Below are 17,699 nucleotides of genomic sequence, written 5' to 3'. Positions count from 1 at the left end.
GATCTCGACTAAAAAGCCGCTCTTATGAGCGGCTTTTTTATGCCCGATTATTTGTTATTCACTACTCCACTGGTAACGCGTCAGGGACGTTGGGCTGCTAAACTGTCAGTAGATGAGAGGGATTTTATACGCCGAGGTATTACCATGCAGCCGCTAGAAAACCACCACGGTTCTTGCCCCTATTGCGGTGAGAAAATATCGTTACTGATCGACTGTTCACAGGTGCCGCAGAGTTATATCGAAGACTGCCAGGTGTGCTGTAAGCCGATTGTGATAAGCGTGCAGTTTGACCTGCAGCAAGAGCTCAAGGTTGAGCTCAGTGATGAGGGTAATTAGGCGTTGTCTTGTTGGCCAATGGCCAGCGTATATTGCTGGCGATGCCGATTGGCAAAGGCGACCAATGATAACATAACCGGCACCTCGACCAGCACGCCAACAACGGTGGCCAGCGCCGCACCGGAATGCAATCCGAACAGCGAGATAGCCACCGCCACCGCTAATTCAAAAAAATTACTGGTGCCGATCAAGGCTGCCGGTGTGGCGATATTATGTTTGAGTTTAAGACGCTTCGCCGCGTAATAGGTGATGAAGAAAATCAAATAAGATTGAATCAGTAGGGGAATAGCAATCAGCACAATATTTAATGGCTGGGCTAAAATAGTCTCGGCCTGAAAGCCAAACAACAGGCATACCGTTGCCAGCAGGCCAACCATCGATAAGGGTTTTAAACGGTGTACCAGCGCCTCGATATGCCCCTTCAGTAAGACCCGGGTCAGCAGGCCGGCTATCAGCGGCAGCAAGACATACAGTAACACTGATAACAGCAGGGTTTGCCAGGGTACGGTAATATTACTGACGCCTAATAGCAGGCCTGCAATCGGGGCGAAGGCAAAAATCATAATAATATCGTTTACCGACACCTGTACCAGTGTGTAGTTGGCGTCGCCCTTGGTTAATTGGCTCCACACAAAGACCATGGCCGTGCAGGGCGCGACACCGAGTAATATCATACCTGCGATGTATTCACTGGCGGTTTGCGGATCGAGCCAGGGCGCGAAGATGAGTTTGAAGAACAACCAGCCCAGCAGTGCCATGGTAAAGGGTTTTAGCAACCAGTTAATGACGACAGTGAGGATAATACCGCGGGGGTTTCTAGTGACATCCTTCAATGCTGAGAAATCAACCTGGATCATCATGGGGTAAATCATCAGCCAGATTAAGACGGCGATAACAAGATTGACGTGGGCGTACTCTAAGCTGGCAATGGATTGGAAGGCACCAGGAAAAAGCAGGCCCAGTATGATGCCCAGGGCAATCGAGAGCGCCACCCAGAGCGATAAAAGTCGTTCGAAAATTCCCATGAGGCCACCTAATCATTAAACATACGGATAATCATATATATGACTAATCGTATATTCAAGGGGTCTTTGCGGGCGGCTGTCATCACTTGCCACCTTGGCAGTTATTTTGGTTCAGCATTGGTAATTTTGTCTGCTCTGCAGTAAATTATTTTACCGAGGACTAATGAATAAGGCGGCGTCTTGATTGTATCGATGGCCATAAGAAAAATAACCCTGGCTGTGATTAAAATTGGCTTGATAGCGTTTGTGATAATGACGGTGTCAGGCTGTAGCTCGCTTCCAAAACAGGTGCGTAACCTGGCTAAGAGCGATATCGATTTTGTGATTGATGTTCACGCTCAGGAACAGCTCAATATGATTGAGCAACTTACGCGTAAACTATACACCCGCAACCCAAAGGAGCTCAACAAGGCGCCACAGGCAATGACTGTTGAGCAGCGAATACGCATGATTACCGGCCCCCGTGATGGCACTGGATTACCCGTGTTACGTTTTAAAGAACTGCGTTATAAACAGGGGGTGGATGCAATGAATCTGGGGCTCGATAAGCACTGGCAGGGCGACAGGGTGTTTGCTGTGGTCGTCGGCTTAACAGGTATGCTAAAGGAGTCTTATCACAACAAGGCGGAGTTCTATATATTGGACAGCCTGGACCAGCAATCACTGTACAATAGTGCCCGCAATGTTGAGGTGTTAAGTTGGAAAATAACGCACCGCTTTGATCTGCAGGGACGGCAACTATTGCTCACTGACTATCATGGCGAGGATTACAGCGATCACAGCTTCGACCGCCTGTTCGCCCGCATGGCCATGGTACAGGACATGATGGCCGATATTGTGGCATCAAAAACTGATCGGGGTATTAATACCGTCGTCCACGGGGTTGCCAAGGCCTTTTTACCCGTCGGCATATAATGGCGGCGGGCTTCAGAGTTACTGTTTACAGTGTCGCTGATTTTCTCGGCCAAGGCCGGTGCGGTTGTCCTTTTATCATCGGCAATCTTGTCGGATTGCAGTAGTTGTTGAAAATATTGCTGATAAACGCAAAGCAGATAACTGCGTTCCTGATGGTTCCATGGATCGGCGGAGTTGATCACGTATCAGCTTTTCAAAAGATAAAAGCGATGGCGTTTCAATGTCGCGCCTCATTCGAAGTAGCGCAGGCCGCCGTGTAATAGCGTTGATAAGGAGGAGTTGGTGGCCGATAGCAGCGTGTTTTTAGATATCGCTCATTTGTTGCAATAGCCACTGAATAGCGGGGTCGGATACTCGACTGCGATGGTAAAAGATGGACAGAGGAATTTGATTACTGCCCAGTTCTTCTGGCAGGGCAAGCGAAGTGATGCCGGACCATTTACTCTTTACATTACCCTGAAACGTGGGGATCACAAACAGATAGTCTGTGCTGCGAGTGATATCTAATAACGTTTCAATATCATTGCCCTCAAAAGCAATGTGCCGTTGTTTGCCGAGGTCACTCAGTACTTTGTCGATCAAGCCTTTATTGTCCCTGGTAATACCGGGGATAAAATAACGTACATGGGGGGTGGATAAAAAATCTTCGAAGCTCAGGCCAGTGTTAACCATTGGGTGGTCTTGGCGCACCAGGCAAACACCGGCAGCATTTTTAAAGGGCACGGATATCAACTCTTTATTGGCCGCCTCTTTGGCGTGAAGCACAAGATCCGCCTCGCCGTTGGCCAGGGCATCATCGGGGTTTTCTATCGCATCGATGATTCTCAGGCGAAGCTTGGGAGCCAGCGGTGTCAGCTTTTGGATCAGTTGTGGTATCCAGTGATAACTCAGCAGTGAGGGGCAGGAGATAATAATGCGGCTGTCGAGCTCAGCGGGGTCGAATTCAGCGGGCTGTAATAATGAGGACAGGTCGGATAGTACTGGCTGCATTTGTTGATACAGTTCAACGGCTCGAGGCGTAGGCTCTAAACCGTGTGAACTGCGTGCAAACAATGGGTCTTCGAACATGTCGCGAAGGCGCTGTAGGGTTCGACTCATTGCCGATTGGGTAATAAAGCTGCGTTCAGCGGCCCGGCTGACACTGCGTTCCTCCATTAATAGCTGAAGTGAAATCAGTAGGTTAAGGTCGGCTCGGGTTAGGCGGTTGAGATTAATCATGATATTCCCTAAATACATGTATTGTTATTCTAGCCTGATATTAGCGCATATTGCATTAGTTCTTATCCAGACGTCATGGTGTATGATTATGACGATAAAACAACGTGAGAGGGCGGGATATGTCGAACCAAAGGATTACATTAGGGGGAGGCTGTTTTTGGTGTTTAGACAGTATATTCCGCCAATTGAACGGGGTGAGTTCTGTCACCAGCGGCTATCAAGGTGGCGAGCGTAGCAATCCGAGCTATGAACAGATTTGTAGTGGTGCGACAGGGCATGCCGAGGTCGTACGCGTTGAATTTGATGATGCGGTCATTTCGCTGACAACGATACTCGAGGTCTTCTTTACCGTCCATGATCCGACGACGCTGAATCGACAGGGGGCCGATGTAGGCAGTCAATATCGCTCTATTATTTTTTATCAAACACCCCAGCAACAGCAGTTGGCAGAACAGATGATGGCTGACTTAGAGCAGCAAGGGCGTTGGCCCGACTCCATCGTGACGGAGTTACAGCAGGATAAGGATTTTTACAGTGCCGAGGACTACCATCAGGACTACTTCGAACAGAACCCCGGCAATCGATATTGCCAGTTGGTGGTGGCACCTAAAATAGCCAAGTTTTTTAAGCAGCGTCGTGACTTACTGAAAGGCTAGTCATCATTGAGACAAAAAAGCCGCGACTGATGATGCATCCGTCGCGGCTTTTTTATTGCCTACCAGATTGTTATGGCAGTGTTTATTGCCCGAGGGTGGCCACCATCACCGCCTTGATAGTATGCATACGGTTTTCGGCCTCATCGAAAACAATGGATTGGGTCGACTCAAAAACTTCATCAGTCACCTCCAAGCCATTCATGCCGTATTTAGCTGCAATCTCGGCACCCAGTGTGGTTTGATCATTATGGAAGGCGGGCAGGCAGTGCATAAACTTGGTGGTTGCCTTGCCGGTCTTGGCCATTGTCTCAGAATTAATTTGGTAGGGCTTCATTAATGCAATGCGTTCGTCCCATGCCTCTGCGGGTTCGCCCATCGACACCCAAACATCGGTGTAGAGGAAGTCACAGTCTTTAACGCCCTCATCGACGTTCTCTGTCAGGGTGATTTTGGCACCGGTGGCGTTCGCAATTACCAGACACTGATCCACCAAGTCTTGCTCTGGCCAATAGGCCTTAGGTGCGACTAAGCGGATATCCATGCCCATTTTGGCGGCACCGACCATCAGCGAGTTACCCATGTTATTGCGGGCATCACCAAGGTAGGCAAAGCTCAGCTCGTTTAGTGGGCGACCTTCGCCGTGTTCATGCATGGTAAGAAAGTCGGCGAGAATTTGAGTTGGGTGGAACTCGTCGGTGAGGCCGTTCCATACCGGTACGCCGGCATATTCTCCTAACTCTTCGACAATATCTTGTCCAAAGCCGCGATACTCGATGCCGTCATACATCCGGCCGAGTACTCTGGCGGTGTCTTTCATCGATTCTTTATGGCCAATCTGGGAGCCCGAGGGGCCGAGATAGGTCACCAGAGCGCCTTGATCGAAGGCGGCGACTTCAAACGCGCAGCGGGTGCGGGTCGACGATTTTTCAAAAATAAGCGCAATGTTTTTACCTTTGAGTTGCTGCTGCTCGTAGCCACCCTGTTTTGCCTGTTTCAGCTGTAGGGATAGATCGAGCAAGAATTGCAGTTCTTCCGAGGTAAAGTCTAGTAGTTTCAGAAAGTTACGGTTGCGCAGATTAAGGGACACGAGTTACTCCAACAGCAAAAGCTTATTGTTAGGCAGATAAATGCCCAGTTTTTAATTCGATTATTGGATCAAGCCAGCTATCTTTATCATATTTAGGCGATGCGGAGTAGTCGATTCAATCATTAGGCGCATAATAATAGTCATTTACGCTAAATAATAAAGATTTGTTGATCCTCGGCTACTGACTAATGCTTGTCGACATCGCTATAATAGCTGGCGGTGAGGCGGTGGTAGTCGTCAACCAATAAACATTGTGAGGTGCTGGTAGGGAAAATATGATACGTATTTCTCGGTGCAGCCCTCTGTCGTGACAACCACTGTGAGGCATTGAATGGACAATACTCTGTATAAAAAAGACATCTTATCTATTGCAGAGCTCAGTCGTGAGGATCTCGAATTAATTGTATCGACGGCAAAATATATTAAGCAAAACCCGCAACCTGATTTGCTCAAAGGCAAGGTGATTGCGAGTTGTTTCTTTGAGGCCTCGACTCGAACACGTCTATCTTTCGAGACTGCAGTACAGCGTCTTGGCGCCAGTTGTATTGGTTTCGACTCCGGTGGCAACACATCGCTGGCTAAAAAAGGCGAGACACTGGCCGATTCTGTGCAGGTGATTTCAACCTATGCCGATGCCTTTTTTATGCGCCACCCCAAGGAGGGTTCGGCGAGATTAGCGTCAGAGTTCTCAGCTATCCCGGTAATCAACGGCGGCGATGGTGCCAACCAGCACCCGACCCAAACCCTGCTCGACCTCTTCAGTATTTACGAGACTCAGGGCCGTTTAGATGGTCTGAAAGTCGCCTTCGTCGGGGATTTAAAATATGGCCGCACGGTACATTCGTTAGCGCAAGCGTTGTCACGGTTTGATTGTGAGTTCTTTTTTGTTGCCCCAGATGTGTTGCAGATGCCTGATTATATCTGCGAACAGTTAGATGATGCAGGCGTCAAGTACAGCAAGCTGGAGGAGTTCGATAAAATGTTGCCCGAGCTCGATATCCTCTATGTCACCCGGGTACAAAAAGAGCGTTTTGACCCGACCGAATATCAGCATATGAAATCTAAATACGTCTTGAATGCAGGCATGCTTGAGGATGTGAAAGATAACTTAAAAGTACTGCATCCGCTGCCAAGAGTGGATGAGATTGCCACGGATGTGGATGAAACACCCTATGCGTATTATTTTCAGCAGGCTGAAAACGGTGTTTATGCCCGCCAAGCATTATTAAGTTTGGTATTGAAACAGGAGACCTTTGATGTCGAATAATAAAATGCAGGTTCAGGCCATCGAAAAGGGCACGGTCATCGATCATATCGCTCCCGGCATGGGGATTCGCATTCTTAAGTTTTTCGATTTAACCGATAAGCCAGATTGCATAACCGTCGGTTTGAATTTGCCAACAGCCGATGGTTATCAAAAAGATATTATTAAAATTGAAAATACAATTTTTAGCCGCGAACAGGCCAATCAGTTATCGCTGTTTGCCGAGTCTGCGACGATTAATATTATTAACAATTTTCAGGTGGTCGAAAAGTACACGGTCAATTTGCCCGATGCGGTGGCGGCGGTTTTAAGCTGCCCTAACAGTAACTGCATCAGCCATGATGAACCTGTTGATAGCCGTTTCTATGTTAAAACGCGACAGGACAGTATCAAGCTAAGCTGTCATTACTGTGAAAAGGCCTTTCAACCGCGTATTTTTAAAGAATTGAGTTAGCGTTTATTTTTTAGTTGTTATATTCAGGCATAAAAAAACCGGCCAAGGCCGGTTTTTTTATGCCTGTTGCCGTCAGATCTCGGCGGCCAAACGGGTGCCCTGATCGATGGCGCGCTTGGCATCGAGTTCAGACGCAACATCGGCACCGCCAATCAGGTGGAAGGGTTTGGTCAAGCCCTCGGTCAATGCTCGCAGCGGGTCTTGGCCGGCGCAGATAATGACGTTATCAACGTCGAGTATCTGGCTTTGATCACCGATGTTGATATGTAGACCCTGGTCATCAATTTTGCTGTATTCACAGCCGTTAATCATATTCACGCCAGCCATTTTCAGACCGGTACGGTGAATCCAGCCGGTGGTCTTACCGAGGTTGGCACCGACCTTGGATGCCTTACGCTGTAGCAGGAAAACCTCGCGGGCAGACGTTGGCTGCTGCTTGATCATTTGCTCAACACCGCCGCGGGCTTGTAACGTCATATCGACGCCCCACTGGGCCATAAAGGTTTCAATGTTTTGGCTGCTGGCCTCATGCGTGTCGTCGTGCACCAAATATTCGGAGACGTCGAAGCCAATACCACCGGCACCAATAACAGCAACTTTCTTACCGACAGACTTTTTATCACGGAGCACATCGATGTAATTGAGAACCTTGGTGTGGTCGATACCCTCGATAGCCGGCAGGCGTGGACTGATACCGGTGGCGATAACGACTTCGTCAAACTGGCTATTGTTGAGCTGTTCAACATCGACGTGGGCATTGAGTTCGAGGGTGACACCGGTTGCCTGGATGCGGTTGTTGAAGTATCGAATAGTTTCGTAAAACTCTTCCTTGCCCGGCACCTGTTTGGCAATGTTGAATTGTCCACCGATCTCTTCAGCTGCGTCGAACAGGGTAACCCGATGGCCACGCTCGGCGGCCGAGGTGGCAAAGGCCAAGCCCGCTGGCCCAGCGCCTACAACGGCGATGTTTTTAACTGCAGTGGTAGCGATAAGATTGAGTTCAGTCTCGTGACAGGCGCGAGGGTTGACCAAGCAACTGGTCATTTTCAAGCTGAAGACATGATCGAGACAGGCTTGGTTACAACCAATACAGGTATTGATCATCTGGCTTTTGTTGGCGGCGGCCTTGTTGATGAACTCCGGGTCGGCCAGGAACGGACGGGCCATTGAGATCATGTCGGCATCGCCGCGCGCTAATACATCCTCGGCAACCTCAGGGGTGTTGATGCGGTTTGAGGTAATCAGTGGAATTGACAGCTCTTGCTTGAAGCGGGCGGTCACCCAGGTAAAGGCAGCGCGTGGTACCTTGGTGGCTATCGTTGGGATACGGGCTTCGTGCCAGCCGATACCGGTGTTGATAATAGTAGCGCCGGCCTTTTCGATCTCTTTACCCAGCTGTACGACTTCCTCGAAGTTACTGCCGCCTTCTACCAGGTCGAGCATTGATAAGCGGTAGATGATAATGAAGTTTTCGCCGACGGCTTGGCGGACACGACGTACAACATCGATCGGTAGTTTGATTCGGTTTTCATAGCTGCCCCCCCATTCGTCATCACGGTGGTTGGTGCACTGGGCGATAAACTGGTTGAGGAAATAGCCCTCGGACCCCATGATTTCGACACCGTCGTAGCCGGCTCTCTGGGCTTGCTTGGCGGTGAAGATGAAATCGTTGATTTGTTTTTCGATCTCGTCGGCGGTGACTGCGTGCGGCTTGAAGAAGTTAATTGGCGCTTGAATGGCGGAGGGGGCGACTAAACGTTCTCCCATGGCGTAGCGACCGGTATGCAGAATTTGCATACAAATCTTACCGCCCTCTTGGTGTACGGCGTCGGTGATAACTTTGTGGTTGGCAACTTCGTCGTCGTTGTCGATCAGCTTGGTGTGCTCATGGGTTGAGCCTTCGACATTGGGGCCAAAGCCACCGGTGACAATCAGGCCAACACCGCCGCGTGCGCGTTCGGCGAAATAGGCAGCCATTCGAATATGGCCGTTAGGGGCCTCTTCCAGGCCGGTGTGCATAGAGCCCATTAAGGCGCGGTTTTTTAACGTGGTAAAACCTAAATCAAGCGGTTTTAACAGGTTGGGGTAGGCTGTTGTAGTGGTTGTCATAGGTTTCCCGCTGGTTGGCTCAATAAAAAAACTGTAACTAGACAGTGTCAAGATGTGGCTACTTTAGACTGCTATTTTGACACTGTCAAGATCCCCTGCTAAATTGCCCCCATGACTAATGTGAAGAAAACCTATCACCATGGAGATTTACGCCGCAGCTTGCTCGATGAGGCTGTGGTAATGATCGACGAAACAGGCTTCGATGCCATCAGCATGCGTAAATTGGCCGATAAGGTCGGGGTGTCGCGAACGGCTTTGTACCATCATTTTGATGGTAAACCAGCGCTGCTCTCAGCGTTAGCGGAGGATGGCTTTGTGCGTTTTACCGCTGAGCTGCAAGACAATGCCAGGCTGGCCCGCCGGGAGAAGGGCGACAGCTCTGTCAGTGCGCTGCATAACTATGTCGCCTGTTATGTCGATTTTGCGGTGGAGAACGCCGCCTATTATGACCTGATGTTTGGCCGTGAAATATGGAAAACGGCGCAGGCAACAGAGTCGTTGAAAGAGGTGGCCTACGCCTCTTTCAAGACCTTTGTCGATACCGTGGTCGACTGGCAGCAGGATGGTCTATTGGTCGATGATGTCGATGCACTTCGCTATGCCCAAGTCGCCTGGGCCAGCCTGCACGGCCTGAGCCGACTGTTAATTGACGGCATTTATATTGAACAGGCGGCAAGGGCTTCGATGATTGAGACCATGGCCTTGATGATTAGCCAGTGTTTGGCTCGCCCCGAATAAAGGTCATGGTCTGCGCTGTCTGTGGCGGTGGTAGTCGATTGCGATTGATGGGGCTATAATGGCGCGCTAATTTCTTTCCAGGTGTCTCTATGTCTTCTTCGTATGATCAGCGTTTTGGTGGCATCAGCCGCCTCTATGGTCGTGATAACAGCCAGCTCTTTAGCCGTTCCCATGTCTGCGTTGTCGGTATCGGCGGCGTCGGCTCGTGGGCGGCTGAGGCGTTGGCCAGAAGTGGTATCGGTCAAATCACGCTGATCGACATGGATGATATCTGTGTAACCAATAGCAACCGTCAAATCCATGCCATGGCGGATACCGTCGGTCAATCCAAGGTCGAGGTGATGGCGGCGCGTATACGGCTGATTAACCCCGAGTGTGTGGTGTCGGAAATAGAAGATTTCATCACCGAGGAGACGCTGTTTGAGCTGATCGATAAGCGTTTCGATTATGTCATCGACGCCATTGATAGCGCCAATAACAAGGCCCGCTTAATTCATCATTGTAAGCGCAATAAGATTGGTATTGTTACCACCGGTGCCGCCGGCGGTCAGATAGACCCCACTCAGATTACCGTCACCGATCTGACCAAGACGGTAAATGATCCGCTGGCAAAAAAAGTTAAACAGTTATTACGTCGTCATTATAATTTCAGTAAGACGCGTAATTTTTCCGTGCCCTGTGTCTACTCGACAGAGAAGCTACGTTATCCCCAGCCCGATGGCAGCAGTTGTGAAACCAAGTCGGTGATGACAGATGGCGTTCGTTTGGATTGCTCCGGTGGCTTTGGCTCGGCCACGGTGGTAACCGCCAGTTTTGCCTTTGCCGCGGTGGCAAAGGTGCTGGAGAAGCTGGTGCTCAAGGCGGAATTAAAGAAAGCGGCAGAGCGGGGAGAGTAAACTCTGGCTGAACAGAGGGATAAAAAAGGGAGCAGGACATTGCTCCCCGAGTGCTCTTACTTTTCGCCTTCAGCCGTATCGACAATGGCATTCTCGCCAATCCAATCGCGGCCAATCAGCAACTTAAAGCTTAGCTTGCTGCGATCTTTCAGGTTAAAGGCCAGCAGTTGGGTCTCGCCCTGCCATTCGATTTTCATCTTTACCTCATAGCGGTACTCAGAGCTTATCGAGTTGCTGACCTTGATGACCTTGTTAATCGTTGAGGTGATACGCTTACTGTCGCCATTGTTATTGGTGATATCGAAACTGATTGTTTTGCCAACGTTGTCGGACATGTCCTCGGCGGCGTCTTTGACCACGATATTGCTGGTGTTGATCGAGGTTGAGGCGGCGCCGGTATCGACCCGGGCGCTGAACTTCATGTCGCCGTCGACGATATAATCGGAGATCTCACCGATGGTCTGCTTGGGGGCGACATCGATAACCGCGTTGTTGTCGAGCCAATCACGGCCAATCAGCAGCTTGTATTCCATGCGGGAGCGGTCGCGGAGGTTGATCTTAACAATCGAGGTTTTACCATTCCATGTCAGCGTCATAGGTACGACATAGCGGTATTCTACGCCCTGTGGCGTGGTGACCTTGTTAATACCTTCTATCTTCGATTGGACGCGGGTAGGGTTGCCGTTGCTATCAACAATATCAAACTCGATTTGTTTGCCCTTATTGTCATGCATTGATTTGGCTTCATCGACAATGGCGATATTGGCGGCATTAATCGAGGTACCAGTGGCGCCGCTATCGATTCGGGCGCGGAACTCTGAGGAGCCGTTGACTAAGAAGTTGGCTGCCTCGCCGATGACCGGCTTGCTTTTGTCTTCGGTCGGGTCACCTGCCTGGGTGTTGAGACTGAAAAAAGCGGCAAGTAAAAGGGGTAGTACGCGAAAGGACATATTCACTCCATTGATGGGGATGCGTTGATTGGCATTGATCATACTTATGGAAGCTAAGTTTATGTTTTATGTCAATGAATGCTATAGGTAATTTTAGCTATTTAACGCGTATATAAACTAATAGCTCGCCATCTATTGCCGCCTGTCCCATTGCTCGCGGGTAGTCTATTGGTCTGTTATATTCTGGTTGAAATCAAGAAAAATAATAAAATTCAAATAATTAAGGCGTGGTGGCGAGGGTTGAAGACTGCTGCGGCTAGGATTTTAGGCAGTGTTGCTTGGCTGTGGCAACGATGGCGGCCAAGCCATTGCTGCGTGATGGGGACAAATGTTTAGACAGCCCAAGCTGATGAAAATAATGATTGGCATCGAATTGCTGAATAAAGTCGCCATTCTGGCCCTGCCAGGCGGCAATCAGCGCGGCCAAAAGCCCCTTGACGATGCGGGCATTACTGGTAGCAATAAAATAATAGCGCTGATCCTGTGAGTAAATGGTCAGCCAGACTTGGCTCTCACAACCATGGATCTGGTTACTCTCACAACAGAGCTCTGAGGGCATAGGCGGAAGCTGTTTGGCCAATTGCATGATCACGCGATAGCGAGATTCCCAGTCGCCACACTGTTGGCACTGATCTATGAGACTGCTCTCTGTAATACTGTGCCCCAGAGCATTTTGTTCGATGGTTTGTCGCCGCTCTGCCGGCAGACTTTGTTGTAGATAGGTCATAATAAATCACAGGCCTTGGTCAGTGCGACGATGAAGCGCTCGACATCGTCGTCGTTATTGTAGGTGGCAAAGGATACTCTGACCGTGCCTTCAAGACCGAGGTGTTGCATCAGTGGCTGACAGCAGTGATGGCCACTTCTGACAAACACGCCCTGTTCATCGAGCAGAGTGGCAATATCACTGGGGTGACAATCGTCAACGACAAATGAAAACAGTGAACTCTGTTGCTGTGGTTGACCGATAATACGGACGCCGGGTATTGCCGCGGCTTGTGATTTGGCGGATTGCATCAGCCGTTGTTCGTGTTCGGCTATCTGGCCACGGTCTTGCTGGTTGATAAAGGCGATGGCGCTGGCCAGGCCGATGACACCGCTGATGTTGGGGGTGCCCGCCTCAAGACGAAAAGGGAGTTGATTGTAGCTGGTGTGATCAAAACTGACCCGCTCAATCATTTCACCGCCACCCTGCCAAGGGGGGAGTTGGTCGAGTAGCTGATAGCGCCCCCACAGCACGCCCACACCGGTGGGACCATACATTTTATGGCCCGAAAAACAGTAGAAATCACAGTCCAGTTTGGTCACGTCAACAGCGCAGTGCGCCACCGCCTGCGCCCCATCGACCGCCACCAAACTGCCATTGGCGTGGGCCAGGCGACAAATAGTCTCGATCGGGTTAACAGTCCCGAGGGTGTTGGATACATGGCTGACACTGACCAGTCGTGTGTTGGCATTGAGTAATTGCTGGAAGTGATCGAGGTCGAGATCACCGTGTGGGTCAACATCGATAACGCGAATGACCAGGCCAAGTTTATCGGCGACTATTTGCCAGGGCACGATATTGGCGTGATGCTCGAGTTGCGACAGGATAACCTCATCGCCTGCCTGCCAGCCATCGCCGGCATAGGGCAGGGTATTGGCCAGCAGATTGAAGGCCTCGGTGGTACCGCTGGTGAAAATAACTTCTTCAGTTCGAGGTGCGGAGAGGAAGGCTGCGCACAGGGCTCTGCTGTGCTCGTACTCGCCGGTGGCCTTAACGGCCAATGTATAGGCGGCGCGATGAACATTGGCGTTATCGCGGCGGTAAAAATTGCCGACCGCCTCGATCACCTGTTGCGGCTTTTGGCTGGTGGCAGCGCTGTCGAGATAGACGTGACGCTGTTGCTGGCAGTGCTCGATCAGCGGAAATAGTGACGAAATAGGGGTGGCGGCCATGAACGAAAACAACTTGAGAAATATTAAGTCCTGATTATAACAAACATTAACACGGCCGCTAACAACTGTTAGTCGAATCATACAATAGCCATTTATCCCTTTGTGTGTGAACTGGCTAACAGAGATAGTTATCAATGTGCATAGGTTTGCATAAGAGTTGGTGTTAGAATCGTGAGGCAGATATAAAATAATACGTTAGTTGTGGATGTAACAGCGGGTGAGGAGTACCCAATCAGTGACTGCTGCAAAGTATATTGCTCTTATTTCATTAGTCTTTTTATGCTTTAAGCCTTTGATGGCTTCAGGTGATACAGGGCTGCCTGATGAAATAACAGTGACAGAACAGGGGGTATCGGGTGTTATGGTCAGCGCTAATGCCCGTTTTTTCATCGAACACGATCAGGTTTACAGCATCGAGCAGGTACGCCGGCTGTGGCCGTCGATACCGCAGCAGCAGGTACGGGATGAAAGTGCCACCCTGGGAAATGGCGATTCGGTTTACTGGGTGAGAATGGATATACAAACCACAGCGTTGTCTACCCGTGAATGGTTTGTCGGCGTAAACAACGGCAGCATCGATAAAGTCACCGCCTACTTAGTCACAGGTGACCGCGTTGAAGCGGAGGCCGGCATCGATGCCAGCAAGCCCTTTGCTGACAGGGCGATTAAAAACCCCGAGCTCTATATGCCGGTTCAATTAGCGGCCAATCAGCAATATCAGATTTACCTGCGGGTCGAGCACAGTGGCTTTGTCGACAGCCCAGTGGTCTTGATTAGTCGGGATGAGATGCTCAATCACGTCAGCAAAAAACGATTTGAGCGTGGCATCTATTACGGTGCAGTATTGATGATTGTGATATTTAATTTCTGTTTGTGGTTGTCGACCCGTCAGACCGCCTATTTGTTTTACATCTTGTTTACCGCTTCTATAGGCATGATTGTCGCCGTTGTTGAGGGTGTGGCTTTTCAGACGCTGTGGCCGTCAGCCCCGTGGGTCAACCGTTATTCCATCAACGCGCTGATCAATTTGCCGTCAATCTTCGCCATTCTATTCGCCATTTCTTTTCTGAACCTTTCGCTGCACGGTGGTCGCTTGTATGTGGTGTTAATGACGCTGCTTAGCCTCAATGTTGTCAGCATGGTTGTGTCGGTGTTTTTACCGTTTAGTTATGCTCATTTCCTCGGCTCAATAGGTTGTTTAGTCGTTTTTCCTATATTGTTGTTTGCCGGTGCTTTCAGTTGGTATAAAGGCCATTTCTACGCCAAGTATTTCACTTTTGCCTGGTTGCTGCTGTGCATTATGATCTCGTTGATTTCGGCTGCGGCTGTTGATTTTGCTATTGTCGAGATGAATGAGGTTTGGTATTGGTTGCGTCTGGGTAGCATTACAGAAATGACACTGCTGGCGTTTGCCCTGGCGGCAAGAATTAACTATATCGCCATGGTCGGTGAGGCCGCGCGGGCAGAAAGTTCAGCCAAGAGTGACTTTATCGCCCATATCAGCCACGAGCTGCGAACGCCAATGAACGGTATCCTAGGCATGAGTGAGCTGCTCAAGGAACAGCTGACCGACCCCATCCAGCGTCATTATAATCAGGTGATCTATCAGTCGGGACAATCGTTGTTGGCGGTGATTAACGATATTCTTGACTCAGCCAAAATAGAGGCGAATAAGCAGGACGTGGTGTATGCGGCATTTAATATCCGGGCGCTGGCCAACGAGGTATTGTTTGTGATCGAGGCGCAGGCCTTGACCAAGGGGGTCGAGTTACAGTGTCATGTCGATCAACGGATTCCGGTGACGGTGGTGGGTGATGCCCAGCGTATACGTCAGGTGATCAGCAACTTACTCAATAACGCTATTCGTTTTACCGACAGTGGAACGATTGTCTTGACCTTAACAGTGCTGGAGGATGCTATTCGCTTCACCGTTGCCGACACGGGCAGGGGGATTAGCAGCAAAACTCAGCAGACTCTGTTCAATGCCTTCGAACAGGGTGAGGTTGATCAAGAGTCGGAGTTTAAAGGCAGTGGCTTAGGGCTTTATATATGCCGCCGATTGGTGCGATTAATGGGCGGTGAAATATACTGCCAAAGCGCTGAGGGCTTTGGTGCCAGCTTCTGGTTCGACTTAAAGTTACAACCAGGGTTGACCTCGGCAAAGAAAAATATTGCGGCAGAAGAGTCGCAGACTGTTATGGCAAAACTCAATGCCCTGCACCAATTGAGGGTGCTCGTGGCCGAAGACAACGGCGTGAATCAGCTGGTGATCAGCAAGATGTTAGAAAAGAATGGTCACAGTGCCTCGGTGGTTGAGAATGGTCTCAATGCCGTCAATTATTATCGCGAACATCACGGCCAAATTGATGTCATTCTGATGGACTGTGAAATGCCGGTAATGGATGGCTATCGTGCGGTTGAAAAGATTCGCGGCTTTGAACAGTCGCAGGGCCTGCCGCGTATTCCTATTATCGCTTTTACCGCCCACGCGCTACCAGAACATACCGAACGCTGCATTGCCTGTGGCATGGACGATGTGATGGTAAAACCAATAAACGAGAGTGTTATGCGCAAAATGCTGTCGAAGACGCAGTAGCATTTGCATAAAATCATATAGCAGTTGTTTTTTAGAATAATAATCAGCATATCTTCCTGATGAATACCTGCGCTACGTAGCCCACTCGATATTGGATGTGTTTTTAAAAATATTTATTTCTGTGACTTTTTTGATCTAAAAATAATCCTCTTCGTATTACCTATACCGCCAACAGTAATATGAATGAGGAAAAAACAATGTTTTCGACTAAACGTTACACCAGTGCAGTTCTCGTATCGCTCAGCTTGAGTCTTTTTGGCTGTAGCGATGATGATAATGATTCTTCTGACGCTATGGCAGCCAGTGACTCGGCTGCAGTTTTTGATATTGTGGAGACAGCCACTAATGCCGATGATTTCTCAACCTTGGTCGCCGCAGTCAGCGCTGCCGACCTTGTTGCTACGCTGCAAGGTGACGGCCCTTTTACGGTCTTTGCACCCACGGACAGCGCTTTCACTAGCTATCTCGACTCTGCCGGCTTAACGGCTGATGAATTATTGGCCTCAAGCCAGTTGGCTGATATTTTAACCTACCATGTGTTGGCCTCAGAGGTACTGGCTGCTGACGCTATTGCGGTTGCCGGTTCCGATGACAATATTGTCTACACCGTGAACGGACAAGGCTTGGCACTATCGCTCAGCGGTGATGATTTATATATCAATTTATCAAAAGTTATCAGCCCCGATGTACTGGCAAGCAATGGTGTAATTCATGCGGTTGATGCTGTACTAGTGCCCCCCGCAGAGCGCGGTGAGCCAACGGCCAGCATCGTGGATATTGCCGTTGCGGATCCCGACAACTTTTCTAGCCTGGTAACTGCATTATCAAATGCTGGCCTGGTATCTACCCTAGAGGGTGATGGTCCTTTCACCGTATTTGCTCCCACCAATGATGCGTTTGCCAAGATACCAGAAGCGACACTGAATGCGCTGACCACAGAGCAGTTGACAGCCGTGCTGACTCAGCATGTGATCAGCGGTGAGGTCGATTCAATCACCGCCTTCTCACTCAACGGTCAAACAGCAAATACCCTCGCTAATGAGGATGTTGCTATCGACATTGTTGACGGTAAGCTGATCGTTCAGGGGGCAACCGTGGTCATGACAGACATTTATGCGACGAACGGTGTGATTCATGTAATCGACACAGTGATTACTGAAACCCTCGAATAACTCACCGGTTGTTACTAGCCGCTATGGTGTTGACCCACCATAGCGGCTTTTTTGTGTCTGAATATTATGCTTACAGCGTTCATCGGCTAGATTGGGCTGTACCATTTTTTTCAGGCAAAAAAAAACCGCAGCGAGCTGGCCACTCGACTACGGTAAAAAGGGTAGTTTGTTGTCGCCATTGCTGAAAATATCAACAACCGCAAAATGCTTATCAATTTATACGCTGACAGTACTTATCTGGATCAAAAAAAGAACACGCAATATTTGACCCACGGCTTTGAAGTAAAGCGTTGCTCGTCAGACCTTGTTACCGCTTTGTTGGCAGAGAGTGGGTTGCGGTGGTTT

At 49.6% G+C, this 17,699-nt stretch carries 16 protein-coding genes; 9 read left to right on the top strand and 7 right to left on the bottom strand.

What is annotated here, in order from left to right:
- The first annotated feature begins 39 nt into the window (after positions 1–39).
- Positions 40–336 carry a CPXCG motif-containing cysteine-rich protein gene (locus tag L9P87_RS17930; RefSeq protein ID WP_435531786.1) on the top strand — a complete coding sequence of 99 codons (297 nt, stop codon included), beginning with the start codon at positions 40–42 and terminating at the stop codon, positions 334–336.
- On the opposite strand, the gene arsB is transcribed toward L9P87_RS17930, so the two are convergent.
- Positions 333–1,361, bottom strand: coding sequence for an ACR3 family arsenite efflux transporter (gene arsB, locus L9P87_RS04875; protein ID WP_237443548.1), 1,029 nt, complete (start codon positions 1,359–1,361; stop codon positions 333–335). The genes L9P87_RS17930 and arsB overlap by 4 nt on opposite strands.
- A 192-nt stretch (positions 1,362–1,553) precedes the next feature.
- On the opposite strand from arsB, the gene L9P87_RS04870 reads away from it, so the two are divergent.
- Positions 1,554–2,276, top strand: coding sequence for a hypothetical protein (locus tag L9P87_RS04870; RefSeq protein ID WP_237443547.1), 723 nt, complete (start codon positions 1,554–1,556; stop codon positions 2,274–2,276).
- A gap of 303 nt (positions 2,277–2,579) precedes the next feature.
- On the opposite strand, the gene L9P87_RS04865 is transcribed toward L9P87_RS04870, so the two are convergent.
- Positions 2,580–3,494 carry a LysR family transcriptional regulator gene (locus tag L9P87_RS04865; protein ID WP_237443546.1) on the bottom strand — a complete coding sequence of 305 codons (915 nt, stop codon included), beginning with the start codon at positions 3,492–3,494 and terminating at the stop codon, positions 2,580–2,582.
- A gap of 119 nt (positions 3,495–3,613) precedes the next feature.
- On the opposite strand from L9P87_RS04865, the gene msrA reads away from it, so the two are divergent.
- Positions 3,614–4,150, top strand: coding sequence for a peptide-methionine (S)-S-oxide reductase MsrA (msrA, locus tag L9P87_RS04860; protein WP_237443545.1), 537 nt, complete (start codon positions 3,614–3,616; stop codon positions 4,148–4,150).
- Positions 4,151–4,232: 82 nt separating this feature from the next.
- Here msrA and argF read toward each other — a convergent pair whose 3' ends face one another.
- Positions 4,233–5,237 (bottom strand): ornithine carbamoyltransferase, encoded by a 1,005-nt coding sequence (gene argF, locus L9P87_RS04855; protein ID WP_237443544.1) that lies wholly within the window; start codon positions 5,235–5,237, stop codon positions 4,233–4,235.
- Between the two features lie 331 nt (positions 5,238–5,568).
- On the opposite strand from argF, the gene pyrB reads away from it, so the two are divergent.
- Together pyrB and pyrI are read left to right on the top strand one after the other, a co-directional pair.
- Positions 5,569–6,504: an aspartate carbamoyltransferase gene (gene pyrB / locus L9P87_RS04850; protein WP_237443543.1), complete on the top strand. Its 936-nt coding sequence runs from the start codon at positions 5,569–5,571 to the stop codon at positions 6,502–6,504.
- Positions 6,494–6,955, top strand: coding sequence for an aspartate carbamoyltransferase regulatory subunit (gene pyrI, locus L9P87_RS04845; protein WP_237443542.1), 462 nt, complete (start codon positions 6,494–6,496; stop codon positions 6,953–6,955). The genes pyrB and pyrI overlap by 11 nt, the downstream gene beginning before the upstream one ends.
- A 72-nt stretch (positions 6,956–7,027) precedes the next feature.
- On the opposite strand, the gene L9P87_RS04840 is transcribed toward pyrI, so the two are convergent.
- Entirely contained in the window at positions 7,028–9,064 is a 2,037-nt protein-coding gene (locus L9P87_RS04840) for an NADPH-dependent 2,4-dienoyl-CoA reductase (protein WP_237443541.1), read from the bottom strand.
- A 111-nt stretch (positions 9,065–9,175) separates the two neighbouring features.
- Between L9P87_RS04840 and L9P87_RS04835 the strand changes: the two genes are divergently transcribed.
- A complete protein-coding gene (locus L9P87_RS04835; RefSeq protein ID WP_237443540.1) occupies positions 9,176–9,802 on the top strand; it encodes a TetR/AcrR family transcriptional regulator in 627 nt (208 codons plus the stop codon).
- An 89-nt stretch (positions 9,803–9,891) separates the two neighbouring features.
- A complete protein-coding gene (gene tcdA / locus L9P87_RS04830; protein WP_237443539.1) occupies positions 9,892–10,698 on the top strand; it encodes a tRNA cyclic N6-threonylcarbamoyladenosine(37) synthase TcdA in 807 nt (268 codons plus the stop codon).
- A 56-nt stretch (positions 10,699–10,754) separates the two neighbouring features.
- Here tcdA and L9P87_RS04825 read toward each other — a convergent pair whose 3' ends face one another.
- The 3 genes from L9P87_RS04825 to L9P87_RS04815 form a co-directional block, all read right to left on the bottom strand.
- Complete coding sequence (locus L9P87_RS04825; protein WP_237443538.1) at positions 10,755–11,690, bottom strand: putative ATP-dependent zinc protease; 936 nt, start codon at positions 11,688–11,690, stop codon at positions 10,755–10,757.
- A gap of 214 nt (positions 11,691–11,904) precedes the next feature.
- Positions 11,905–12,375 (bottom strand): SufE family protein, encoded by a 471-nt coding sequence (locus L9P87_RS04820; RefSeq protein ID WP_237443537.1) that lies wholly within the window; start codon positions 12,373–12,375, stop codon positions 11,905–11,907.
- Positions 12,372–13,667 (bottom strand): aminotransferase class V-fold PLP-dependent enzyme, encoded by a 1,296-nt coding sequence (locus L9P87_RS04815; RefSeq protein WP_237443536.1) that lies wholly within the window; start codon positions 13,665–13,667, stop codon positions 12,372–12,374. The genes L9P87_RS04820 and L9P87_RS04815 overlap by 4 nt, the downstream gene beginning before the upstream one ends.
- Positions 13,668–13,821: 154 nt before the next feature.
- On the opposite strand from L9P87_RS04815, the gene L9P87_RS04810 reads away from it, so the two are divergent.
- Positions 13,822–16,182: a hybrid sensor histidine kinase/response regulator gene (locus L9P87_RS04810; protein ID WP_237443535.1), complete on the top strand. Its 2,361-nt coding sequence runs from the start codon at positions 13,822–13,824 to the stop codon at positions 16,180–16,182.
- A gap of 197 nt (positions 16,183–16,379) precedes the next feature.
- Positions 16,380–17,354 (top strand): fasciclin domain-containing protein, encoded by a 975-nt coding sequence (locus tag L9P87_RS04805; protein ID WP_237443534.1) that lies wholly within the window; start codon positions 16,380–16,382, stop codon positions 17,352–17,354.
- Positions 17,355–17,699 lie beyond the last annotated feature (345 nt).

It is taken from the genome of Sinobacterium norvegicum (assembly GCF_923077115.1).
GTDB classification, from domain to species: Bacteria; Pseudomonadota; Gammaproteobacteria; order Pseudomonadales; family Sinobacteriaceae; genus Sinobacterium; species Sinobacterium norvegicum.
This window is presented reverse-complemented; position numbering and strand designations above follow the sequence as displayed.